24 protein-coding genes are annotated in these 23,443 nt (G+C 63.1%); 18 read left to right on the top strand and 6 right to left on the bottom strand.

Going from position 1 to position 23,443, the window contains the following annotated elements:
- Positions 1–129 precede the first annotated feature (129 nt).
- The gene (locus JT360_RS08980) at positions 130–282 is read left to right on the top strand and encodes a hypothetical protein (protein WP_214471172.1); all 153 of its coding nucleotides are present in this window, start codon (positions 130–132) and stop codon (positions 280–282) included.
- Positions 283–328: 46 nt separating this feature from the next.
- On the opposite strand, the gene JT360_RS08985 is transcribed toward JT360_RS08980, so the two are convergent.
- Positions 329–595, bottom strand: coding sequence for a hypothetical protein (locus JT360_RS08985; RefSeq protein ID WP_214471173.1), 267 nt, complete (start codon positions 593–595; stop codon positions 329–331).
- A gap of 247 nt (positions 596–842) precedes the next feature.
- Between JT360_RS08985 and JT360_RS08990 the strand changes: the two genes are divergently transcribed.
- A complete protein-coding gene (locus JT360_RS08990) occupies positions 843–1,652 on the top strand; it encodes a nucleotidyltransferase family protein (protein ID WP_214471174.1) in 810 nt (269 codons plus the stop codon).
- Positions 1,645–2,394, top strand: a complete 750-nt coding sequence (locus JT360_RS08995) for a metallophosphoesterase family protein (protein ID WP_214471175.1) — start codon at positions 1,645–1,647, stop codon at positions 2,392–2,394. Before JT360_RS08990 ends, JT360_RS08995 begins: the two co-directional genes overlap by 8 nt.
- Before the next feature lie 33 nt (positions 2,395–2,427).
- Here the strand turns inward: JT360_RS08995 and JT360_RS09000 are convergent, their stop codons facing one another.
- Positions 2,428–2,613 carry a hypothetical protein gene (locus tag JT360_RS09000; RefSeq protein WP_214471176.1) on the bottom strand — a complete coding sequence of 62 codons (186 nt, stop codon included), beginning with the start codon at positions 2,611–2,613 and terminating at the stop codon, positions 2,428–2,430.
- Between the two features lie 282 nt (positions 2,614–2,895).
- Here JT360_RS09000 and JT360_RS09005 point away from each other — a divergent pair, with 282 nt between their 5' ends.
- Positions 2,896–3,327, top strand: a complete 432-nt coding sequence (locus JT360_RS09005) for a hypothetical protein (protein WP_214471177.1) — start codon at positions 2,896–2,898, stop codon at positions 3,325–3,327.
- Between the two features lie 364 nt (positions 3,328–3,691).
- Here the strand turns inward: JT360_RS09005 and JT360_RS09010 are convergent, their stop codons facing one another.
- On the bottom strand, positions 3,692–3,856 hold the full coding sequence (locus JT360_RS09010; protein WP_214471178.1) for a hypothetical protein: 165 nt from the start codon (positions 3,854–3,856) through the stop codon (positions 3,692–3,694).
- Between the two features lie 412 nt (positions 3,857–4,268).
- On the opposite strand from JT360_RS09010, the gene JT360_RS09015 reads away from it, so the two are divergent.
- The 9 genes from JT360_RS09015 to JT360_RS09055 all read left to right on the top strand — a co-directional run bounded on the left by JT360_RS09015 (position 4,269) and on the right by JT360_RS09055 (position 13,876).
- Positions 4,269–5,258 (top strand): ABC transporter substrate-binding protein, encoded by a 990-nt coding sequence (locus JT360_RS09015; RefSeq protein ID WP_214471179.1) that lies wholly within the window; start codon positions 4,269–4,271, stop codon positions 5,256–5,258.
- A gap of 226 nt (positions 5,259–5,484) precedes the next feature.
- Positions 5,485–6,237 (top strand): ABC transporter permease, encoded by a 753-nt coding sequence (locus tag JT360_RS09020; RefSeq protein WP_352127001.1) that lies wholly within the window; start codon positions 5,485–5,487, stop codon positions 6,235–6,237.
- Positions 6,238–6,250: 13 nt separating this feature from the next.
- Positions 6,251–7,054: an ABC transporter ATP-binding protein gene (locus JT360_RS09025; protein ID WP_214471181.1), complete on the top strand. Its 804-nt coding sequence runs from the start codon at positions 6,251–6,253 to the stop codon at positions 7,052–7,054.
- 95 nt (positions 7,055–7,149) lie between these two features.
- Entirely contained in the window at positions 7,150–8,754 is a 1,605-nt protein-coding gene (locus JT360_RS09030; RefSeq protein WP_214471182.1) for a GMC family oxidoreductase, read from the top strand.
- Between the two features lie 154 nt (positions 8,755–8,908).
- Positions 8,909–10,183, top strand: coding sequence for a flavin-containing monooxygenase (locus JT360_RS09035; RefSeq protein WP_214471183.1), 1,275 nt, complete (start codon positions 8,909–8,911; stop codon positions 10,181–10,183).
- Between the two features lie 71 nt (positions 10,184–10,254).
- Positions 10,255–10,695, top strand: coding sequence for a RidA family protein (locus JT360_RS09040; RefSeq protein WP_214471184.1), 441 nt, complete (start codon positions 10,255–10,257; stop codon positions 10,693–10,695).
- A 5-nt stretch (positions 10,696–10,700) separates the two neighbouring features.
- Positions 10,701–11,375, top strand: a complete 675-nt coding sequence (locus tag JT360_RS09045; protein WP_214471185.1) for a DUF1028 domain-containing protein — start codon at positions 10,701–10,703, stop codon at positions 11,373–11,375.
- 24 nt (positions 11,376–11,399) lie between these two features.
- The gene (locus JT360_RS09050; RefSeq protein ID WP_214471186.1) at positions 11,400–12,890 is read left to right on the top strand and encodes an aldehyde dehydrogenase; all 1,491 of its coding nucleotides are present in this window, start codon (positions 11,400–11,402) and stop codon (positions 12,888–12,890) included.
- Between the two features lie 50 nt (positions 12,891–12,940).
- Positions 12,941–13,876, top strand: coding sequence for a LysR family transcriptional regulator (locus JT360_RS09055; protein WP_214471187.1), 936 nt, complete (start codon positions 12,941–12,943; stop codon positions 13,874–13,876).
- Positions 13,877–13,888: 12 nt separating this feature from the next.
- Here JT360_RS09055 and argE read toward each other — a convergent pair whose 3' ends face one another.
- On the bottom strand, positions 13,889–15,055 hold the full coding sequence (argE, locus tag JT360_RS09060; protein WP_214471188.1) for an acetylornithine deacetylase: 1,167 nt from the start codon (positions 15,053–15,055) through the stop codon (positions 13,889–13,891).
- Between the two features lie 260 nt (positions 15,056–15,315).
- Here argE and JT360_RS09065 point away from each other — a divergent pair, with 260 nt between their 5' ends.
- Positions 15,316–17,385, top strand: a complete 2,070-nt coding sequence (locus JT360_RS09065; RefSeq protein WP_214471189.1) for an oxidoreductase — start codon at positions 15,316–15,318, stop codon at positions 17,383–17,385.
- 45 nt (positions 17,386–17,430) lie between these two features.
- Here the strand turns inward: JT360_RS09065 and JT360_RS09070 are convergent, their stop codons facing one another.
- A complete protein-coding gene (locus tag JT360_RS09070) occupies positions 17,431–18,714 on the bottom strand; it encodes an NAD(P)/FAD-dependent oxidoreductase (protein ID WP_214471383.1) in 1,284 nt (427 codons plus the stop codon).
- Here JT360_RS09070 and JT360_RS09075 point away from each other — a divergent pair.
- Positions 18,692–18,910 carry a hypothetical protein gene (locus JT360_RS09075; protein WP_214471399.1) on the top strand — a complete coding sequence of 73 codons (219 nt, stop codon included), beginning with the start codon at positions 18,692–18,694 and terminating at the stop codon, positions 18,908–18,910. The two genes, JT360_RS09070 and JT360_RS09075, sit on opposite strands and share 23 nt — an antisense overlap.
- Here JT360_RS09075 and JT360_RS09080 read toward each other — a convergent pair.
- The gene (locus tag JT360_RS09080; RefSeq protein ID WP_502845463.1) at positions 18,882–19,985 is read right to left on the bottom strand and encodes a histidinol-phosphate transaminase; all 1,104 of its coding nucleotides are present in this window, start codon (positions 19,983–19,985) and stop codon (positions 18,882–18,884) included. The genes JT360_RS09075 and JT360_RS09080 overlap by 29 nt on opposite strands.
- 226 nt (positions 19,986–20,211) lie before the next feature.
- Between JT360_RS09080 and JT360_RS09085 the strand changes: the two genes are divergently transcribed.
- From JT360_RS09085 to JT360_RS09095, 3 genes are all read left to right on the top strand, one after another.
- Positions 20,212–20,985 carry an SDR family NAD(P)-dependent oxidoreductase gene (locus tag JT360_RS09085; RefSeq protein ID WP_214471190.1) on the top strand — a complete coding sequence of 258 codons (774 nt, stop codon included), beginning with the start codon at positions 20,212–20,214 and terminating at the stop codon, positions 20,983–20,985.
- A gap of 75 nt (positions 20,986–21,060) precedes the next feature.
- Complete coding sequence (gene hisD / locus JT360_RS09090) at positions 21,061–22,383, top strand: histidinol dehydrogenase (RefSeq protein WP_214471191.1); 1,323 nt, start codon at positions 21,061–21,063, stop codon at positions 22,381–22,383.
- A gap of 14 nt (positions 22,384–22,397) precedes the next feature.
- Positions 22,398–23,423, top strand: coding sequence for a zinc-dependent alcohol dehydrogenase (locus JT360_RS09095; protein ID WP_214471192.1), 1,026 nt, complete (start codon positions 22,398–22,400; stop codon positions 23,421–23,423).
- Positions 23,424–23,443: the final 20 nt, after the last annotated feature.

The raw sequence follows: 23,443 nt of genomic DNA on the forward strand, positions 1-23,443 counted from the left end.
AGTCTCTTGATGTTAGTGTGGTCATAATTGCTTGGCATTACAAGGCGATATCCACCGCCGACGCGGTCGCCGGCGACCCTTGCACAGGTCCGCTTTGCCCGCAATCTGCGTTCCGACTGGCCGGCGGTCATGATCACCGGCTATGCCGACACGACTGCGATCGGTGATCTGCCGCCGGATGTTCCGCTGCTCGGCAAGCCATTTCGCGAGGGGGAGCTGATAGACAGCATCCTGGCTGCGAGGGAGCGTTCCGGAAGCCGGATGTCGCCGCCGAAAGCATAAACGTTCACGAAATATTACGTGAGGGAACGTCGGCACGGCAATCTCCTTAAACTGCTGAGGCGGTTGTCGCCTCGCTGAACTGTAAAGGAGAAGAAGAATGCCTAATCGGGGTGGTAGTCACGAACAGCATGTGAAGGCAGGCCAACAGAGCCACAAGAACATGGATGACAAGGGTCGCCAGCAACAGCATGCAGCCGGCGGCAATCAGCGGCAGCAGGGCGATGGCTCCGGCACACGTGGCGGTACTCACGAACAGCATGTCAAAGCTGGCGAACAGAGCCACAAGAACAGCTAACCGCAGGAACTTCAGCAAGCCCCATCCCGAGCCGTCGGGGTGGGCTTGATCATAATCACTGGCAAACCGTCGCAGCCGAATTCACAAGGCGCGGCGACTTTCCGGAGTTCTGTTCCGGTGAATCGGCGGCCAGCCACCACCCCGATTCCTGATGCCGTAAGCGGGCGAAATCCCAGCCCACTCCTCGCATGGCGGAACCGAGGCGCGGTTCACGTTGTTACCACAGCGGGCGACCGCCGGTTGCCGGACTGGGAGCCATTGTTTCATGACCAAGGATCCACTGCCTGAAAACGTTCTGGTCTCGCTTCCCATGATCGACGCAAAGGCGGCGCCGACACTCAAGAACGCGGAGGCGGAGGTGTTCTACACGGAAGCAATCCGCGAGCTTGCCGCTACGGACATTCCCTTCCTGGTTGCCGGAACTTACGCGGTAAGCGCCTATACGGGCGTCACCCGCCAGACCAAGGACCTCGATATCTTCTGCAAGGCCGGCGACTACGGGCGTATCCTCGCCCATTTCAAGCAGCTTGGATACGCGGTCGAAATCTTGGACGACCGGTGGCTTGGCAAGGTGTTCAAGGGCACCCATTTCTTCGACGTCATCTTCGGCTCCGCCAACGGCATGATGCCTGTCGGCGATCTGTGGCTTGAACATGCCCGCCAGACCGAGCTGCTGGGCAGCCGGGTGAGGATCATCGGACCGACCGAGCTCGTCTGGTCCAAATGCTTCATCCAGGACAGAGGACGTCACGACGGAGCCGACATAGCCCATACGATCCTCAAGGCGCATGACCAGATCGATTGGCACCGGCTGCTTTCCTATCTTGAGGTTCATTGGGAAGTCCTGCTCATGCAGCTTCTCAGCTTCAGGTGGATCTATCCGAGCGAGCGCGACCATATTCCGGCGTGGCTGCTCGACGAATTGCTCGACCGCCTCGCCAAGCAACGGCAGTTGCCGTCTCCAAGGACGAAGATCTGCCGCGGGCGGCTGCTTTCGCAAACCGATTACGAGATTGACGTCAAGGAATGGGGCTTCGCCGGCGTCGGCGGCGCGGGAGAATTTCGAGATGGCTGATCGCATCAAGGGCGCCGCGCCGAACGACGGCGCACGCACGCTCAAAATTGCCGCGCTGGGCGACCTGCATGTGAAGGAAGATGCCCAGGTTTCGTATCGCGATCTCTTCGGTGAGATATCGCGCGAGGCCGACATTCTCGTTCTCACGGGAGATCTCACCAATCTCGGCAAGCCTCGTGAAGCGGAGCTGCTGGCCGAGGATCTGCGCAACTGCTCGATCCCGGTTGTGGCGGTGCTCGGCAATCATGATTACGAGTCCGGCGCGGTGGAAGACGTCACGAACATCCTGCGCCAGGCGCATGTCCATCTCCTCGACGGGCAGGCAATCGAAATCGAGGAGGTCGGCTTCGTCGGCGTGAAGGGGTTCATAGGCGGCTTCGGGTCACGCATGCTTGGCTCCTTCGGTGAACCGGCGATCAAGACGATGGTCGCCGAAAGCGTGAACGAGGCAATGCGCCTTGAAAACGCCATGCGCCAGGTGCGGGCGAAGCGCACGCTGGTGGTCCTCCACTATGCGCCGGTTGCCGACACCGTTGCGGGAGAACCGCTGGAGATATTTCCATTTCTGGGCTCTTCACGTCTGGCGGAGACGATCGATCGGTTCAAGGTCAATGCCGTCGTGCACGGTCATGCGCATCGCGGTTGTTACGAAGGTCAAACACCTGGCGGCGCCAAGGTCTACAATGTGGCCATGCATGTGGCCAAGCCGAGCGGCCGCCCTTATGCCTTGCTCGAAATCTGATGCCGCGGCATGCACCGGGCACCATCCATTTGCTCAGTTCGCGGCGTTGATCGACCTCGCCAGTTCTTCCAGCTTTCTGGGATCATTGCCGTGGCGGCGCACCAGTTCCCGAGCCTGCCTGGACGGCAAGTCGGTTATGGCCGCCAACTGTCGCACCTGCTGATCGTCGATGGCGACCTGCGGCAATGTGTTGTCGAGATCTGCTGCCTTGTCCTTCATGACGGTTCTCCTCGTTCTGCTATCTCCCGGGTCTTTTTGCAGTCGTCTCCCGTGGATTGTCGTGAAAGCTCACCGGCGGTGTACCTTGGACTAACTTTCGATGCAGGCCGTTGTTCCCTGCGAGCGACGCGCAAGGGCAGCACGTCGAAACACCTTCCGATGTCGACAACCGATGCGATGATGGCGTCGATTTCTTCTGGCCTTCCGCCTTGTCGAAGCACCGCCGCGCGATAATTTCGCTCACAGGCGTGGGCCTTCTCCCTCTCTCGACAGGAGCTGACCATGAAATATCAGACACTCGACCAACTGCAGGCGGTCGCCAAGGTTGAATCCTCGGCCGCATATTCGGAGATGACACGGAACCAGCGCATCGAGCGCTGGGCTGAACTTCTCGAGCAGAATCCCGAGCGATGCCTTGGCGCGCTTACAGGCACCGAACACCTGCACCCGGAAGCACGTACCATGGCGCGCGGTGAAGGTTCGGCGCTCACTATTGCCTTCGCTGACCCGGTGCTGCGCGCGTCGGGTCTGAAAGACGACACCTATGGTGAGGCAAAGCGCTTCTTCGAATTGAGCGACTGGCAACTCCACAACATCGTCTGCGATTGCCACGTCGGCTCTACCATGAGAGCGCGTTGGGCTGCCGCTCGGGTCCGCGCAACGATCCGTGGCAACAGGTTCTTTGCGTGGTTGAGGCAAAGAATAATGCCCTGAACGTGGAAGGGGACCGTTGCATGGCTGCCACGTCCCCCCACACCGCTCCGTGGCTGAACGATCAATGTTTGTCCTGGTGACAGAGATGGTCGGTCGCCCGGTTGCTTTCCCTATGTCCAGCATCAAGTTCGCGCCTGACGATCTTGCCGACGGCGCCACGGCCGGTGGTCGTCGCCCCTGCCGGTTCGTCCGCGAAACAAGCATTTGGCGCCGGCATTAGATGCCAGACGATTCCGGACTCTTGAAAGGCCAAGCCTATCCGGGCGTCCGGGGCTGACCCTTTGCGCGACTGAGCACCGGGGGAGCCACATTGCTGGCCGCCTGTGTGGGTGCGGATGTTGAAAGTCTCCCCCTGTCCGCCCGGCTATCCTTCGGCTTTGAAGTTCTTGGCTTCCTTCTCCACCTTGGGACTGTCCTTCCCATGCTTTTTCATGAGCTCCTTCGCCTGCCTCGGCGACACGTCGGTGGTCTCGGCCAAACGCTGTGCCTTCTTGTCTTTGCTCTCGGTCTGGTTCTTCCTGGCCGTCATGGCTTTTCAGCTCCGTTGCAGCTTGTCCGTGATCGTTCTCGACGGGCATGCGTGATGCCTTGAGCCCTTGGCTCCGACAAGCATCAACGACCCTGCGCCCGGCAGGTTCCCCCTTGGGCAAACGGCAAACGGTGAAGCCTTGACCTTTGGTGCGTTCCCCTAACGCCCCGCCACTTTCCAGAGGTCATCGTGCCTGCCGCTAGGGCGTGGGCCGGCGCCGGCGTGGTTAGGCCCAGCCTAAGCAGAATTATCGAAAATCATTATTTGTGCATCGCACACAGCGTGCTTTGCTCCATCGGCCGGCTGAAAGAGAAACATAAGAACGTCAGGCGGCAGCCTTCGGTGATACGTCCGAAGCGGGTTTGTTATGGCGCGGATGACGCCTGACCTCAGAAAAAGACAGGGGAACGTGATGACGACAATAATCTCGAAGTTCCGCCGCGCCGCACTCGCGACCGGCATTGCGCTGAGCGCCCTAGCGGTGAGCCTCCACGCCGAAGCCGGCAGCTTGAAACTGGGCATGACGACCTGGGTCGGATACGGCCCGCTCTTCCTTGCGCGTGACATGGGCTACTTCAAGGAAGGGGGCCTCGATGTCTCGCTCGAAATCATCGAGGAAGCGTCGATGTACATGGCGGCTGTCGCCGCCGGCGAGCTTGACGGCAGCGCCTCGACCATAGACGAAATCATGAAGTACCGCTCGAAGGATGTCTGCTTCAAATCGGTCTATGCCCTGGACGACAGCCATGGCGGCGATGGCGTCCTGGCGCCCAGCGGGATCAAGAGCGTCGCGGATCTCAAGGGCATGGAAGTTGCGCTGAACGAAGGCTCGGTGTCCCAGTTCTGGTTCAACATCCTGCTCAAGCAGGCCGGTCTCAGCCAGTCCGACGTGAAGGTCACCAACATGACGGCGGATGATGCCGCCTCCGCCTTCATGGCCGATCGCATTCCTGTTGCCGTCACCTGGGAACCGCATCTGACGCTGGCCAAGAAGGAAAACAAGGGACAGGTCCTGATCGACTCCTCGAAGACGCCCGGCTTGATCGTCGATGTGGTGGCGCTGAATTGCGACTACATCACGAAGAACCCCGGGGATGTCGAGGCGCTGGTGAAGGGTCTCTACAAGGCCAACGAGTTCATCAAGGAAAATCCTGAGAAGGCTTACGAGGTCATGGCCAAGGGGGTCGGCGGCTGGCTGAAGGATCCGAAGGACTTCGCCTCCTCCGCCGCAGGCGTGAACTTCTATGGCAAGGCGCGCAATGCCCAATTTTTCGCCGGCGCCGAGAGCGGCGAAGCCGGCAAGCTGATCAAGCTGGGCGGTGATGTCTGGGGCGGCTTCGGCAAGCTCAAGATGGACATCAAATACGACGACCTCGTCGATCCGTCCTTCCTTGCGAAGTGATTGGCCTTGCGAAGTGACTGGCCTTGCAAAGTGATTGGCCTTGCAAAGTGAATTCGCTGGACCGCAGGCCGAGCCTCGCGCCTGCGGTCTATCCAGCCCAAAGGGTTTCGCTGTGACACTGGCACCGAATGCAACGTCTCCCATCAGCCGTATCGTGACCACGAGCGTGGAGAAAAATCAGCCCGGTCGATCCGCCTGGAAAGCTGTCGCTACGCCGTTCCGGGCTGTGTCGCGCCCTCTCTCCATCACGCTCAGCGTCTTGGTCTGGGTCGCGGTCATCGGCGGCTGGTTCGCTTTGACCTATTCCGGCGCGGTCAAGGAAATGTTCCTGCCCCGTCCCGAATCCGTATTGTCCACCACCATCAGGATGGCGCTTGACGGGTCCTTGTGGGAGCACGTCCTGGCCAGCGTTCAGGTGGTGCTGATCGGTTTCGTCATTTCGAGCATCGTGGCGGTGCCGCTTGGATTGACGATGGGCACCTACCGCGTCGTCCAGGCCGCGCTCGACCCGCTCGTCAATTTCATCCGCTACCTGCCGGTGACATCCTTCGTGCCGCTTTTCATCCTGTGGATCGGGATAGGCATCGAGCAGCGCGTGGCCGTCATCATCTTCGGCATCTTTTTCCAGCAGCTGGTGATGATCGCCGACAGTGCGCGCAGCGTTCAGCGCGATCTTGTCAACGCAGCCTATACGCTCGGCACGAAACGCGGCGACACGGTCTTCCACATCGTCTTTCCGGCCACGCTTCCGAACGTGCTCGACGTGCTGCGCGTCACCATGGGCTGGGCCTGGACCTATCTCGTCGTTGCCGAACTCGTCGCCGCGCGCAGCGGTCTTGGCTACATCTCGCTCAAGGCGATGCGCGGCTTCCAGGTCGACGTAATCTTCATGGCCATCGCCCTGATAGGCATCCTTGGTCTTTGTACCGACCAATTGTTCCGGGGCATCCGCCGCCTCGTCGCACCCTGGGCCAATTGAGGAATTCGCTGATATGGACACCCTTGCTCTCGCGACGAAACCGAAGAGCTCCGACATCGGCATAGACAATGTGGTCCTGCGCTACGGCAAGGGCGACAATGCGGTCCTGGCACTGGACGGCATCTCGTTTCACGTCGTGCCCAACGAGTTCTGCGTCATCGTCGGGCCATCCGGCTGCGGCAAGTCGAGCCTGCTCTATCTTGTCGCTGGCCTGGAGGAGCGCACCGGCGGCATGATCTCTGTCGGCGGCAAGCCGGTTACCGAGCCGGGCCCGGATCGCGGCATGGTGTTTCAGGCCTATACGCTGTTTCCCTGGCTCACCGTTGCGCAGAACGTCGAATATGGCCCGAAGCGGAAAGGCATGCCGGCGGCCGATCGCAGGGCCATCGTCGAGCATTTTCTCCGTGAGGTTGGCCTTGCGAAGTTCGCCAACCATTATCCCTCGCAGCTGTCGGGCGGCATGAAGCAGCGCGTGGCGATTGCCCGCGCGCTCGCCAACGATCCGCAGGTGCTGCTGATGGACGAACCTTTCGGGGCGCTCGACAGCCAGACTCGCCACTCAATGCAGAAGCTTTTGCTGAGGATTTGGGACCATTCCAAGAAAACGGTCCTGTTCGTCACCCACGACATAGACGAGGCGATCCTGCTGGCGGACCGGGTGCTCGTCATGTCGGGCCGGCCCGGCCAGATCAAGAAGGAAATCCGTGTCGGTCTCCCGCGTCCGCGCAGCATGGATCTCGTCATGGAGCCGAACTTCATCGCCATGAAGCGGGAAATCCTCGAGCTGCTGAAGAACGACGAAGACGACGAGCACTAAGGCCTGTCGCCCAAAAGTGACCTCGGTTTTGGGAAGACGACATGCATGAAACAAAGATCAGCGGTCTTCGGGGTGGGTCACGAAACAGGCATGGCATGAGCATCGCAGCCGCGGAATTCGACTATATCGTCATCGGCGCGGGCTCGGCCGGTTGCGTCCTGGCCAACCGGCTGAGTGCTAATCCGGCCAGCCGCGTCTGCCTCATCGAGGCGGGTGGCAGCGACGACCGCACCCGGGTGCGGGTGCCGGCTGGCATTCTCGCGCTCTACGGCAATCCGAACTTCGACTACGGCTACAGGGGCGTGCCGCAGCCGCTGCTCGACAATCGCCGCATACCGGTCAACCGGGGCAAGCTTCTTGGCGGGTCGAGTTCGATCAATTCCATGGTCTACATTCGCGGCGCCGCGCAGGACTATGATGAGTGGGCAGCACTTGGCTGCGCGGGTTGGTCCTATGCCGACATTCTGCCGGTCTTCAAGAGACTGGAACGGAACCTTCTGTCGCAGAATCCGGCCTATCACGGCTTCGAGGGCGAACTGCTGGTCGACAATCCGCGCGATCCCAACGTCGTATCCAGGCTGTGGATAGAGGCGGGCCGAGGCATGGGCCTGCCTGAAAACCGCGACTTCAACGCCGATGGCCAACTCGGCCTCGGCATCTACAACGTCACGCAGAACAACGGGGAACGCTTCTCGGCCTACACCGCCTTCGTCCGCCCGGCTCTCGGCCGTCCGAATCTCCAGGTGCTGCAAGGCGTCGAGGTGCTTGATCTGGCAGTCGAAGACGGACGCGTCACCGGCGTCAACGTGATCAAGGACGGGGCTGCCCAACGACTGGCATGCCGCGCCGAAGTGGTCCTGAGCGCGGGCGCGATCGGATCGCCGCGCATCCTGCTTGCTTCCGGCATCGGCCCGGCGGAGGAGCTGAAGGCGGCGGGGATAGAGCCGGTGATGAACGTGCCGGGCGTTGGCAAGAACCTGCGCGACCATGTCGACGGCATGATCACGGTGCGATCGAACAGCACCAGGACGCTTGGCCTGTCGCTCGCCAATTTGCCGGCGATGCTGGCGGCGCCGTTCCAGTATTTCACCCGGCGCAAAGGCATGCTGACGACCAACTATGTCGAGGCCGGCGGCTTCGCGAAGACGAAATATGCCGGCAGCATTCCCGATGTCCAGTTCCACTTTGTCCCCGGCTACCGCAGCCATCGCGGCCGGCTCGTCGAATATGGCCACGGCTATGCCGTGCACACGTGCGTGCTGAGGCCCGGAAGCATCGGAGAAATCACGCTCGAGCGCGACGGCACCCGCCGCAACGTCTTGATAGATCATCGTTTCTTCAGTGATGAGCAGGATGCCCTGACCCTTGTCGAGGGCATCAAGCTGGCGCGCTCGATCCTGGCTTCGCCAGTCTTTGCCGATATTCGAGGACCGGAAATCCTGCCCGGCCCGGATGTCGTCACCGATGACGAGATCCTCGCCTATCTGCGTGCCGAGGCGCTGACCGTCTATCATCCGGTCGGCACCGCCAAGATGGGCAACGACACGATGGCGGTGGTCGATCCCGCCGGTCTCAAGGTGCGAGGCTTCGACAATCTGCGCGTCGCGGACGCCTCGATCATGCCGACACTGATCGGCGGCAACACCAATGCGCCATCCATGATGATCGGCGAAAAAGCGGCCAAGGCGATGTTGTCGTAGTCGTCTGCTGGACTCGGGCCATTTGGCGTTTAGGGACAAGCTAACCACTGCCACGTGAAATCGTAATTTTCGCTATCCGGTCCCTCCAGTACACCAGCGATCTGACCTCCTCGCATCCGCAGAAGTTCTTGGGGGGGCTGAAAAGGGCGCTGAAATGTCGGTCGAAAAAATAAACACGCTTGTGGTTGGCGGCGGCCAAGCAGGATTGGCCATGAGCGAACATTTGAGCAAGTGCGATGTACAGCATCTCGTCCTTGAGCGGCACCGCATCGCCGAACGCTGGCGCTCCGAAAGATGGGACTCCCTTGTTGCCAACGGCCCTGCCTGGCACGATCGTTTTCCGGGCATGGAGTTTCCGGATACCGATCCCGATGCCTTTGTCTCTAAGGAGGATGTTGCCGACTACTTCGCCGCCTACGCGGAAATGATCGCCGCGCCCATCCGCTGCGGCGTGGATGTCGAGAAAGTGCAGAGACTTGTCGGTCGCCCCGGCTTCCGGGTCGAGACCTCGGACGGCGTCATCGAGGCCGCCAATGTCGTCGCCGCCACCGGGGCGTTCCAGCATCCCGTCATGCCGAGCATCGTGCCTCGGGATGCGGGTTTCCTGCAGATACATTCCAGCGCCTATCGTAACCCAGACCAGCTCCCCAGGGGCGCGGTCCTGGTGGTCGGGTCCGGCTCCTCGGGCGTGCAGATCGCGGACGAACTCCTGCGCGCAGGAAGAAACGTCTACCTCTCGGTCGGGCCGCACGACCGTCCTCCCCGGGCCTATCGCGGCCGCGATTTCTGCTGGTGGCTGGGGGTCCTCGGCAAATGGGACGCCCAGGCGCCCGCGCCCGACACGGAACATGTCACCATCGCGGTGAGCGGCGCGCGCGGCGGCCAGACGATCGACTTCCGGCGCCTCGCCGCGCAGGGCATGAAGCTCGTCGGCCGGACGGAACTGTACAAGGACGGCGTCATGAATTTCGCGCCTGATCTTGGCAGGAACATCGCCCGCGGCGACGCCAACTACATGTCGCTGCTGGACGAGGCCGATGCCTATGTCGCCCGCAACGGCCTCGACCTTCCGGAAGAGCCCGGTGCCCGCAAGATCGAGTCGGATCCGCAATGCGTGACCGATCCAATTCTCGACCTAGACCTCGCCAAGGCTGGAATAGGCTCGATCATATGGGCGACGGGATTCAGCTTCGATTACAGCTGGCTGAAGGTCGACGTGTTCGGCGAAAAGGGCAAGCCGAGGCATCAGCGCGGTGTCTCGAGCGAGCCCGGGATCTATTTCCTGGGCCTGCCTTGGCAGTCAAGGCGGGGGTCCAGCTTCATCTGGGGCGTGTGGCACGACGCCAAGCATCTGGCGGACCATATTTCCACGCAGCGCAAATACCTGACCTATCATGCGTCCGCGAAACGCCAGACCCGAGCGGCCTAGCGGAGACGGGCGCAGCCCGGTGCTGTGAGCGACGACGTTCCGAGGAAGAGCCCGATCCGATGGAGACCAGGATGGCGCATACAAGAATCCGCAAGTTCAATACCAAGGACACCTATCCCGAGCAGAAGCTCGACAATGATCTGTGTCAGGCGGTCGTCACGCGGGGCGGCCGGACGGTGTATCTGCGTGGCCAGTGCCCGCAAGATCTCGACACGGCCAAGAATATCGGCAGCCACGACCCGGCCGAGCAGACGCACAAGGTGATGCAGAACATCAAGCAGCTCATCGAGGAGTGCGGGGGCAAGATGGAGCATCTGGTCAAGGTGGTCGTCTACATCACCGACGTGCGCCACCGTGAGGCGGTCTACCGTACCATGGGCGAGTACATCAAAGGCGTGCATCCGGTTTCGACCGGTCTGGTCGTGCAGGCCCTTGCGCGGCCGGACTGGCTGGTCGAGATCGACGGAACCGCCGTAATCCCGGATGATGTCACCACCATCATCGCGGATTGACGATCATGACCTTCTCCATTGTCGCGCGGTGCAGCCGCACCGGCATGTTCGGCGTCGCGGTGTCATCCTCCTCTCCGGCGGTGGCGGCGCGCTGCGCCTATGCGCAGGCGGGCGTCGGTGCGGTGGCGAGCCAGAACGTCACCGATCCGACGCTCGGCACAAACGGGCTCGAACTGCTGGCACGCGGTGCTTCGGCCGCCGAGGCGGTCACCATCCTGAAGCGCACCGGCGCCTACAGCGAATACCGGCAGGTGCTGGCTGTCGATGCCGCCGGCACCACGGCCATTCATTCCGGGCCCAAGGCGCTTGGCATCTGGGCGGAAGCGCGTGCCGAAAATGTCGCCTGCGGCGGCAACATGCTGGCCCATGACGGCATACCGCAAGCCATGGTCGAGGCCTTCCTGGCCTCTGACGGGCATCTGGGTGACCGCCTGATCGCCACCATGCGCGCCGCGCTGAAAGCGGGTGGCGAGGCGGGTCCGGTCCATTCGGCCGGCATGAAGCTGGTGCGCGAGGTCGCATGGCCCGTCGCGGACCTGCGCTGCGACTGGACTGACAGCTGCCCGATCGAGGAACTGGCGGCCCTCTGGGATCGCTATAAGCCCCAGCTCGATGCCTATGTGACCCGTGCGATAAATCCGTCCGACGCGCCGAGCTACGGCGTGCCGGGCGACGAGTAGCGTGCACGCTGGGGGGCAGTCAAAATGAGCGAACTCAGTCACAAGGACTGGATCGGCAAAGCATCCGCGATCCGTTTTCGCGACAAGGCGTTCATCGACGGCAAGACCGTTCCCGCGCGTTCGGGGCGCACCTTCGCCAGCATCAACCCGGCCACCGGCGAAACGCTGGCCGAGGTGGCTTCATGCGGCGAGGAAGATATCGATCTGGCCGTTGCCGCCGCGCGACGCAGTTTCGAGGCCGGTATCTGGTCGCGCACGAGCCCGGCGTACCGCAAGGAGGTGCTGCTGCGGCTGGCGCGGCTGCTGCGCGAAAACCTGCAAGAGCTTGCCTTGCTCGAGTCGCTCGATATGGGCAAGCTTGTCATGGATGCGGCGACCGTCGACGTCCCGGGTTCGGCGGCGATCTTCCAGTGGTATGGCGAGGCCATCGACAAGATCTACGACGAGGTGGCGCCGACCGGCGGGAGCGATCTGGTGCTGGTGCGGCGCGAACCGCTCGGCGTGATCGGTGCCGTGGTGCCGTGGAATTTCCCGCTCGACATGGCGACCTGGAAGTGCGCGCCTGCGCTGGCGGCGGGCAATTCGGTGGTGCTGAAGCCCGCCGAGCAGTCGCCCTTCTCGGCGCTCCGGCTGGCGGAACTCGCCATGGAGGCGGGCCTGCCAGCCGGCGTGCTCAACGTTGTGCCTGGTCTTGGCGAGACGGCTGGGCAGGCGCTCGGCCGCCATATGGACGTGGATTGCCTTGCCTTCACCGGATCGACATCGGTCGGCAAGATGTTCCTGCAGTATTCGGGTCAGTCGAACATGAAGCAGGTCTGGCTCGAAACCGGCGGCAAGAGCCCGAACCTCGTCTTCGCCGATTGCGGCGATCTCGATGCGGCAGCCGACATGGCGGCGTTCGGCATCTTCTTCAATCAGGGCGAGGTTTGTTCGGCCAATTCGCGCCTGCTCGTCGAACGCGGCATCAAGGATGCGCTCCTGGAGAAACTGGCGCAGCGCGCGGCGGCCACTCAGCCTGGCGATCCGCTCGATCCGGCTTCGAAGATGGGCGCCATGGTCGATGTCCGCCACGCGGCCAACGTCATGCGGTTCGTCGAGGCCGGCAAGAAGACCGCGCGCCTGGTTGCCGGCGGCGATCGGGTCACGGTCAACGGTCGCGGCAGCTTCATACAGCCCACCATCTTCGACAATGTTGCCCATAACGACCCGATTGCCCGCGAAGAGATATTCGGGCCGGTGCTTTCGGTCATTGCGTTCGACAACGAGGAGGAGGCTATCCGCATAGCCAATGACAGCCCATATGGGCTGGCCGCATCCCTGTGGACCGACAGTCTTTCGCGCGCGCACCGCGTCGCCGCTCGGCTTCGCGCCGGCACGGTATCCGTCAATGCGGTCGATGCGCTGAGCCCGATGACACCGTTCGGCGGCGTCAAGCAATCCGGCTTCGGCCGCGACCTGTCGCTGCATGCGCTGGACAAGTACACCGCGCTGAAAACGACATGGATCAAATATTGAGTCAAGGCGAGCGCTTGATCGCAACGTCCAAACCGGCAACATAGCCGCCCATGCCGCTACGCTTCACCCTGAGACAACTGGAGTATTTCGTCGCCGTCGGCGAAGCCGGCTCCATTACCAAGGCGGCCGAACAGGTCAATGTTTCGCCGCCTTCGATCTCGGCATCCATCGCGCAACTGGAGGCCGAATTCGGCGTCCAGCTTTTCGTCCGCAAACATTCGCATGGCCTGTCGCTCACGGCCGGCGGGCGCGTTTTCCTGAAGGAGGCCGCCAGGCTGCTTGCCGATGCCGACGCTCTGCACGATATCGCCGGCGACATCGCTCAGAAGGTGCGCGGGCCACTGGCGATCGGATGCCTGCTGACCTTCGCGCAGATCGTGCTGCCGACCCTGCGCATGAAGTTCGAGCGCGCCTATCCCGAGGTGCGGTTCAGGCAGTTCGAACGCAACCAGGGCCAGTTGCTCGAAATGTTGCAGCGAGGCGAAATCGACGCGGCGCTGACTTACGATCTTGAACTCTCGCAGGACACGACTTTCGAACCGCTGATGCTGGTACCTGCCTATGTCATGCTGCCGCAGGGGCACCGCTTCGCCGGCAAGGCGTCCATCACGACGGAAGAACTGGCCGACGAGCCGATGGTGCTGCTCGACCTGCCGTATAGCCGCGAATATTTCCTTTCGGCCTTTCATCTGCGAGGGATCCGCCCGAACATTGCCGAGCGCACCGGCGACATCGCGGTGATGCGTTCGATGGTTGCGAACGGCTTCGGCTACGGCATCGCCAACATGCGGCCGCTCAATACGCTGGCGCCCGACGGAAAGCCGCTGGTGTTCGTGCCCCTGGAGGGGGATTTGCGGCCGCTTACCATGGGGATCGCCCTGCCAAACGCCGAGCACCGCACGCAGACGGTGCAGGCATTCATCGATCATTGCCGCCGTTTCGTCGTCGAACAGGGCGTCTTCGGCAGCGGCAGGGTCGTGGAATAGCGGCAGCCTCTATCAGGCGGCGTGAAACCGGTGATCGGCAAGCCGCCGCAGCAAACTGTCCAGCATGTCGTCGCAGCGGCGCATCTGTTCGACGCTGACGAATTCGTCTGGTCTATGCCCTTGTGCCATCGACCCCGGTCCGCACACGACCGTTGGCGTGCCAAGATCGCGGCTGAACAATCCGCCTTCGGTGCCGAAGGCAACCTTGATGGTGTCGTTGGCACCGGTCAGCGATTTCACGAAGGCCACAGCCTGCGAATTCGCTGGCGTGTCCAGGCCCGGATAGATGTTGGTGATATCGATCTCGATGGCTGCCTCCGGCGCGATCGCTGAAGCGGCTGCGGCAATGCGAGCGGCCTCGGCGCGCAGCCCGTCGAGGATCTCGTCAGGGCTGTCGGCCGCGACGTTGCGGATCTCAAAATCGAGCTGGCATAGGTTCGGCACGATGTTGAGCGCCACGCCGGCATTCATCATGCCGACGTGGACGGTCGTGTAGGGAATGTCGTAGTCGCCGTCGCGCGCGCCATCGCGCGCCAGCCGATCCTGTTCCCGGCGCAGTGCGGAGACGAAGTCGCAGCCCAGATGAATGGCGTTGAGTGCCAGCGGCGCCAGCGCCGAATGGCCTTCGCGTCCCTTGCAGGTGGCGCGCGCGGAAAGTTTGCCCTTGTGCCCCGTCGCCACCTGCATGCTGGTCGGCTCGCCGACGATGCACAGCAATGGCCGCTGCGGCGCGGCCCGCAACATGTCGATCAGGCTGCGCACGCCTATGCAGCCGACCTCCTCGTCATAGGAAAGCGCCAGATGCAAAGGTGTTTGCAAGGCCATTTTCGAGGCCTTGAGGCACGCCGCAAGCGCGCAGGCCAGGAAACCCTTCATGTCGGCCGCGCCGCGGCCGTACAGCCTGTCGTCTCGTGCGCTCATCTCGAAGGGCGGCAGCGTCCAGTCCTGCCCGTCGATGGGCACGACATCGGTATGGCCGGACAGCATGACGCCAGGAGTGTCGGTCGGCCCGATGGTGGCGAAAAGGTTCGCCTTGTGGCTATCCGGGCTGCCGATGACCTGGCAAGCAATGCCATGTGCCGCCAGCAACTCCGTCGCATAGCCGATCAGGTTGAGGTTCGAGTCGCGGCTGACCGTCGGAAAGGCAATCAGCCTTTCAAGTATCCCGACGCTGTCCATGCCGTATCTGTGTCTCGCTGGTTGGTGCGTTCAATCTAGCACCGCGCAGCCGCGGCACTGAAGTCGAATTTGGCTCAACCACGATTTGCCGGATGCTAATCCAGCGCCGCGAGGCGATTAGGCCCGTCCTAACTGACGCAGAGAAAATCTGTAGTTTTCCCGCGCGCGGCTCAACTTATGAGTAGTCTGGCGGCCATGGCATCGGGGATACCGGCGTGGAGCGATGACCCGCATGTGCGTCGGCAGGGAAGGAAAGTGACATGCGTGACCCACGCTACGACATTCTGTTCGAGCCTGTGAAGATCGGTCCGGTGACCGCCAAGAACCGCTTCTACCAGGTGCCGCACTGCAATGGCGGCGGCTATCGCGATCCGTCCGCCGCGGCCGAGATGCGGCGCATCAAGTCGGAAGGCGGCTGGGGCGTCATCTTCACCGAGCAGACGGAGATGCACCACACCTCGGAGATCACGCCCTTCATCGAGCTCAGGCTGTGGGACGACGCCGATATTCCGGCGCTCGCCAAGATGGCCAGTGCCATGCATCAGCACGGCGCGCTGGCCGGCGTCCAACTGGCCTATTCGGGCATCAATGGTCCGAACCTCTACACCAAGGAAGTGCCGCGCGGGCCGTCTGCCTTGCCTATCCGGACCTTCACCAACGATCCGGTTCAGGCGCGCGCCATGGACAAGCAGGATATACGCGACCTGCGCCGCTGGCACCGCAACGCTTTCAAACGCGCCAGGCTGGCCGGCTTCGACCTGGTGTGTCTCTACGGCGCGCATGGCTTCGGCATCATTCAGCACTTCCTGTCCACCGCCACCAACCAGCGTAGTGACGAATATGGCGGCTCGCTGGAAAACCGCTCGCGGCTGATGCGCGAGCTGATCGAGGAGGGCAGGGATGCCATCGGCGACACCTGCGGCCTGACGCTGCGGCTGTCGCTGGACGAGATGATCGGCGAACTTGGCTTTGCCAATTCCGAGGTGCGCGACATGATCGAGATGCATGCCGATCTGCCCGACCTCTGGGATCTGGCCCATGGCGCCTGGGAAGATTGTTCGGGGCCGTCGCGGTTCAAAGAGGAGGCTGCGCAGGAAAGCCTCGTCTCCGGGATCAAGAAGCTGACCTCGAAGCCGGTCGTGGGCGTCGGTCGCTTCACCTCGCCAGATGTCATGGTGAAGATGATCAGGTCGGGCACGCTCGATTTCATCGGCTGCGCGCGACCATCGATTGCCGATCCGTTCCTGCCGAAGAAAGTGGAAGAAGGACGCATCGAGGACATTCGCGAATGCATCGGCTGCAACATCTGCATCACCGGCGACATGACTATGTCGATCTCGCGCTGCACGCAGAACCCGACATTCATGGAGGAGTGGCGCAAGGGCTGGCATCCGGAACGCATGCAGGCCAAAGGCGACAGCGAGAGCGTGCTGATCGTTGGCGCCGGTCCCGCCGGGCTGGAGGCCGCCCGCGCGCTTGGCCTGCGCGGCTATCAGGTGGCCATTGCCGAGGCCGGCACCGGGCTCGGCGGCCGCGTGGCGCGCGAGTGCCGCCTGCCTGGGCTCTCGGCCTGGGGCCGCGTGCGCGACTACCGCCAGTACCAGCTCAGCCAGATGCCCAATGTCGACATCTACTTCGAAAGCCGGTTGTCGGCCGAGGATATCCTGGCCTTCGGCTTTCAGAACATCGCCCTCGCCACCGGCTCGATATGGCGCCGCGACGGCGTGGCGCGTGCCCATGTGGTAGCGATGCCGATCAGCCCGGCCATGCCGGTCTACACGCCAGACGATTTGATGGCTGGCAATGTGCCGACCGGCACCATCGTGCTGTTCGACGACGACCACTACTATATGGGTGGCGTTCTGGCCGAGCTGATGGCACGCCAGGGCGCGAAGGTGACGCTGGTGACGCCGTCCGCCTATGTATCGGACTGGACCCGCAACACGCTGGAGCAGGGCGCCATCCACCGCCGTCTGGCCGAGCTCGGCGTCGAGATCGTGCTGAACCGGATCGTGACGCGCATTGCGCCGGGAGGTGTTGCCACTGCCTGCGCCTACACCGGCGCCGAACGCGACATCGCCGCCGACGCCGTGGTGCTGGTCACGTCGCGCCAACAGGACGACGAAGTCTGGCGCGAACTGAAAACGCGCCGCGACGAATGGGCCGGCAATGGCATTCGCTCGATCAAGATCATAGGCGATGCCGAGGCGCCAGGCCCGATCGCCTGGGCGACCTATGCCGGCCACCGCTTCGCGCGTGAGCTGGACGAACATGATATCGGTGATGCGCTGCCGTTCCGGCGTGAAGTCACGGCCCTGGCTGCGGAATAGAAGCTTCACGACTCACGGGCCGTCAGGCCGGGCGGGCTCTTGGCGTCAGAGGCCGAAGCGGTCCTTCAGCCGCCCCGACAGGATCGCGGCCTTGACCCCCAGTGGCCAGAAGCGGTGAAACCGGATTGGCTTGAGCGGCGATATCGGCATGGGAAACGGCGACGTCTCTTTGCCTCGCAGACGTTGCGCCAAGGCAGCGCCCATCGCCGAGGCCATGGCGACGCCACGGCCATTGTAGCCAAGGCAGATCAGCGCGCCGTCTTCCGGCTCGTGAATGTGCGGGAGATGGTCCTTGGTGATCGCAACCCGCCCATTCCAGCCATGTGTCCAGCGTGTTCCGGCAAGCGCCGGCCAGAGCCGCAGCGCATAGTCGGTGAGGTAGCGGATGGCGGACGCATTTTCGATCGGGCTCATCGGTCCCCGGCCGCCCATGAGAAGGCGGTTCTGAGCATCGATGCGGTAGTATACGGTGATGTTGCCGGCTTCGTAGACGACGGGCCGTTGCGGGAGGATCGCGGCCGCGACCGCCGGCGCGAGCGGTTCGGTCGCCGCGATCGCGCTGAACACCGGAACAAGCGACTGCTCCAGGCCCGGCCACAGGGCGCCTGTATAGCCATTGGTCGCGACAAGCACCTTCTCGGCGTTGACCGCGCCGTTCGCGGTTTTGAGCACCCACCGTCTGGCCTCCCTCTTCAGCGAGAGGACTTCGCTGCCGCCGAATATCCGCGCATCGGCACCCTGCGCGGCGGCTGCCAGACCAATTGCATATTTCAAGGGGTGGAGGTCGCCGCCGCGGGCGTCGAACATACCGGATATGTAGCGGTTGGTTCCAGTTCGCGCCGCCATTGCCTGTGCGTCCAGCATGTCGACCGGCATTCCCCGCCGCTCGCATTGCGCGGCCGTGGCTCGCACGGCAGCTTCCGGCTTCGGCCGGATTGCCGCGCGTATGGTGCCGTTCTGCCGCGCCTCGCAGGCGATCGACAGGCGCCTGATGAGACCGAAGGTGAAATCCGGCGCGCCATAGGAGAAATCGATCATCCTCGGCCCAAGCTCGGGGCCGAACATCGCCTCGATCGTGTCGGGATCGTATTTGAGGCCGGGATTGACCTGGCCGCCATTCCTGCCCGACGCGCCCCAGCCCGGCTGATGGGCCTCGAGCACGGCAACGTCGTCGCCGGCTTCCGCCAGATGCAAGGCAGTCGAAATGCCTGTGAAGCCGCCGCCGACAATGGCGACCCTTGCCCGCTGCGCGCCGGCAAGCGCAGCGTAGCTGACCGTGCCGCCAGCCGTTTCGCGATAGAGGCTCATGGGCGAGCTGCTTTCAAGCATGTTGGGCATTGTCGCTGCGACCGAAAGCAATGCAGATCAGAAAGGCTGGGCTGAAGCCATCGGGCGAAAGGGGATGCGCCACCTGCGAGAAACTCCATACGGAAACGGCAAACCGTCCAATATTATGCCCGGTGCGCGCCAGGCAATTCAGCATGGCTTTCGGGAAATCACAACAGTTGCTGTAGCGCGGCCATGAAGTGATCATTCTCCGACGGTGAACCGATGCTGACACGCACATACGTGTCAAACCCCTCTTGCTTCCATGGTTTGACGATGACGCCTTCGCGCAGCAGGCCTTCGACGAAGGTGGAGGCATTTTGCCGGCAGTTGAAGAACAGGAAATTGCCTCGGGAAGGAGCTACTTCGAGGCCCTTGCTCGTCAGGAAATTCTCGACACGTGCTCTCTCCGTCCTGGCCAGCGCCACGACCTTGGCGAGATGTTCCTCATCCGCGAGCGCCGCCAGCGCGGCGGCCTGCGCAACGCCATTGGCGTTGAACGGCGTGCGCACCCGGTCAAGCAGTCCGCGCAATTCCGGATCACTGACGATGCCGAAACCGATCCGCAGCCCCGCCAGGCCGAATGCCTTGGAAAATGTCCTGAGCACAATCCAGGGCCGATCGCGTTTGCCGAGGACGGGCAGGGACGAGGTGTAGTCGTCGCCCTCGGCGTATTCGGCATAGGCTTCATCGACGACGATCAGCGTCTCGTCGCTGACCGCATCCAGAACCTTCGACAGATCGTGGGCGGACAGCCAACTGCCGACCGGGTTCATCGGGTTCGAAAACAGCAGCATGCGAGGTCGCTCGCGCACCGCCTCGATCAGCGCGTCGACGTTGATGGTGAGATCGCTATTGACGCCAACGCGTTTGATGGTCGCGCCCATCAACGTGGCGTAGTCTTCATGCAACGGGAATGACGGATAAAGGGTGACAATGGCATCGCCCGGCCGCAGCACCGCACGGCTGATGACGGAAAGAAGGTCCTCCGAGCCGTTGCCGAGGATGACCTGATCCTCGCCGACTTCATGTCTGGCGCCGATGGCCTGGCGCAACTCGCGCCCGGCCGGATCCGGATAAAGCCGGAACAGCTCGGCACCGGCCTGCATCATCGCTGTCAGGGTTGGGCTCGGGCCTAGCGGGTTTTCATTGGAGCCCAGCTTGGCAATCCTGGCCGGAGCGTATCGCAGCATGACCTCGTCGATGGTCAACCCGGAATTGTAGGGTGACAGGCGCGTGACTTCGGTTCTGACCATATCCGAGGCTTTCGACACGGGCGCGGGCTCCTCTGGGTTTGCCGACGGACTCCCGTCATCGGCGGGTTCTCAAACATCGGGTTTCGCGGCATCTTCCCGGGCAGGCTGGTTGGCGATAGGCGCATTGGTGCGGCGGAGGACGTCACAAATAGCCTGGCCGAAAGGTTTTGTATATGCTTGTATATGTAACCTGCTTTCTGTTAATTTCGACCGCGAAGCCGAGGCTGCTGCCAAGGAGGACCACATGCGCAACGCTTCTCTCTTCGACCTCTCCGGCCGGAAAGCGCTTGTCACCGGTGCCAGCCGCGGCATCGGGCGCAGCATCGCTGAGGCGCTGAGCGCGGCCGGCGCCGACGTCGCGGTCACCGCGCGCAGCCTTGCCTCCCTCGATGAAACGATAGCGGCCATCCGCGCGGCTGGCGGGGCTGCGCATGCAATTGCCCTCGATGTGACGGATGTCGGCCGCTGCCGGACGGCCACCGCCGAGGCCGCGAGCCTGCTTGGCGGTCTCGATATCCTCGTCAACAATGCGGGGATGGAAGAGGTCCGGCCCTCGCTTGATGTCGACGAGGCGCTCTGGGATCGGATCGTCGACACCAATCTCAAGGGCGCTTTCTTCTGCGCCCAGGCCGCGGCGCGACAGATGCGGGACGCCGGCAGCCCCGGCGCCATCATCAACCTCTGTTCGCTGACCTCCGAAGTCGGCATTCCGACCGCGGTTCCGTATGGGTCGTCGAAGTCGGGCCTGCTCGGCATGACCCGGGCGCTGGCAGTGGAATGGGCGGATCTCGGCATCCGGGTCAATGCCATCGCCCCGGGCTACTTCCGGACGGCGATGACGGATGTGTTCTACAGCAATGAGGCATGGCAGCAATCCATGCTGGCCAAGATCCCGCAGCACCGTTTCGGCGATCTGCGCGACCTGCACGGCGTCGCCGTGTTCCTTGCCTCGGATGCGGCAGCCTACATAACCGGCCAGTCCATTCCGGTGGATGGCGGTTTCCTCGCATCGATCTAAGGCGGCTCGCCATAGGTTCGAAACTTCCGCAATGGTACCGGCCGGCACGTTGCGTTCCAACAGAAGGAAATATCCATGTCCGACATCAGCTTCCACGACCTGTCATCGCTCGACGCCACCCAGCGGGCCAGCCTGCTCAAGCGCGCCGAGGGCGATCTGTCGGTCTTCGTCGAAAAGGTCCGCCCGATCATCCAGGCCGTCAAGGACGAGGGTGACGCCGCCCTGATCCGCTTCGCCAGGGAACTCGACAAGGCCAATGTCGCTGAAGGCGGGCTGAAGGTGTCGGAAGCCGAATTCGACGCGGCATTCGACAAGGTTGAGAAGGATGTCGTGGAGAGCATCAGCTTCGGCATCGAGAACATCAGGCATTTCCATGAGGAGCAGAAGCCGGAAACGATGTGGCTCAAGGAAGTCCGGCCTGGCGCCTATGCCGGCGACCGATACACACCGATCGCGTCCGTCGCGCTCTACGTGCCGCGCGGCAAGGGCGCCTTTCCGTCGGTGACGATGATGACGTCGGTTCCGGCTGTCATCGCCGGCGTGCCGCAGATCGCCATCGTGACGCCGCCGATGCCGGATGGTTCGGTGGATGCGGCAACCCTGGTCGCCGCCCGCCTCGCTGGCGTGCAGACAGTGTACAAATGCGGCGGCGCTCAAGCGGTTGCCGCCGTCGCCTACGGCACCGAGACGGTAAAGCCGGCGCTCAAGATCGTCGGCCCCGGCAGCCCATGGGTGGTGGCGGCCAAGAGCGTGCTGTCGTCGATCATCAACACCGGCCTTCCGGCCGGTCCGTCGGAAGCCATCATCTTTGCCGACGACAGTGTCGACGGCGGCCTTGCCGCGCTTGACCTTTTGATCGAGGCCGAGCACGGCCCGGATTCCTCCGCCTATCTGGTGACGCACAGCCGCAAGGTCGCCGAAGCAGCACTCGCGGCACTTCCAGAACACTGGTCGCGCATGACCGAACAGCGCGTCGAATTCTCGCGCGCGGTGCTGACCGGAAAGCGCGGCGGCATCGTGTTGACCGCGTCGCTGGAAGACAGCTACCGCTTCATCAACGACTATGCGCCCGAACATCTGGAAATCCTGTCGAAGGAGCCGTTCGCGCATCTTGGGCACATCACCGAGGCGGCCGAAATCCTCATGGGTCCGCATACGCCGGTGACCCTTGCCAACTTCGTCCTCGGGCCGAACGCGGTGCTGCCGACCAGCCGTTGGGCGCGAACCTATGGGCCGCTCTCGGTGACGGACTTCGTCAAGCGCTCGTCGGTCGGCTATGTCACCTCGGCCGCCTATCCGGAACTGGCGCGGCATGCCCGCAGGCTCGCCCGCTACGAGGGCTTTAGCTCGCATGAGAACGCCGTCTCGGAAATCCGCGACCGCTATCTGGCAGGTTGACGGAGGCGATCGCGATGAAGGCGGCACGACTTTATGGACGCGGCGATCTGCGCGTGGAGGACATCGCCGCGCCAGGCATTCCGGATGCCGGCTGGGTGAAGCTCAGGGTCGATGCCGCCGGCATCTGCGGTTCGGATTTGCACAATTTCCGCACCGGCCAATGGATAAGCCGGTCGCCATCGACGGCCGGCCATGAGCTGACCGGCACGGTGACCGCGCTCGGCGAGGGCGTCGACGCAGTCGCCGTCGGCGACAGAGTGGTTGCCGATTCCCGTTTCTGGTGCGACGACTGCGCGCAATGCCGTGCCGGCAGGCGCCATCTCTGCAGCTCGCTGGGCTTCGTAGGAGAAATCTGCGACGGCGGTTTTGCCGAACAGGCGGTGTTGCCCGCGCGCCTGCTGCATATCATCGATGCCGCGCTTGACGAGCGGGTCGCGGCGATGGCCGAGCCGCTCGCGGTGGCGCTGCACGCGGTGCGGCGGCTGCCGAAGGCCGCAGGCTCGGTGCTTGTCGTCGGCTGCGGACCGATCGGCGGTCTCGCCGCGCTGCTGCTGTCCCGAACTTTTGCCGGCACCGTGCTTGTCGCCGACCGCAACCAGGCCCGCTGCGCCCGCGTGGCGCGGGTGACCGGTGCCAGGGTTGTCGATCTCGACCGCGATGCCATCGCCGCCGCAACCGCCAATGCCCCGCTGCTGGCGGCCGTCGAGGCGACCGGCAGCATTGCCGCATTCAATCAGTTGCTCGGCGTTCTCGATTCCGGCAGCGCGGTGGCGATGGTCGGCATCTTCCATGGTCGTCTCGACATCGACCCCAATCTTCTGGTCGAGCGCGAAATCGCTTTGCTGGGATGTCATGCCTTCGCCGACGAATTGCCCGATGCAATACGGATGCTGGGTGAACTCAGCGAGCCGCTGCTCGCCCTGATCGATCGCGAGATCGGCCTCGACGACATTCCGGCTGCCTATGACCGGCTGTTGGCGGGGCGCAGCGATGGCTTGAAAACAATCATCCGCATGCGGCAACCTGCCGGACATCGGTGACTTCCGATAGTTGCCGGAAA

This window comes from Mesorhizobium sp. dw_380, assembly GCF_018588885.1.
GTDB lineage: Bacteria > Pseudomonadota > Alphaproteobacteria > Rhizobiales > Rhizobiaceae > Mesorhizobium.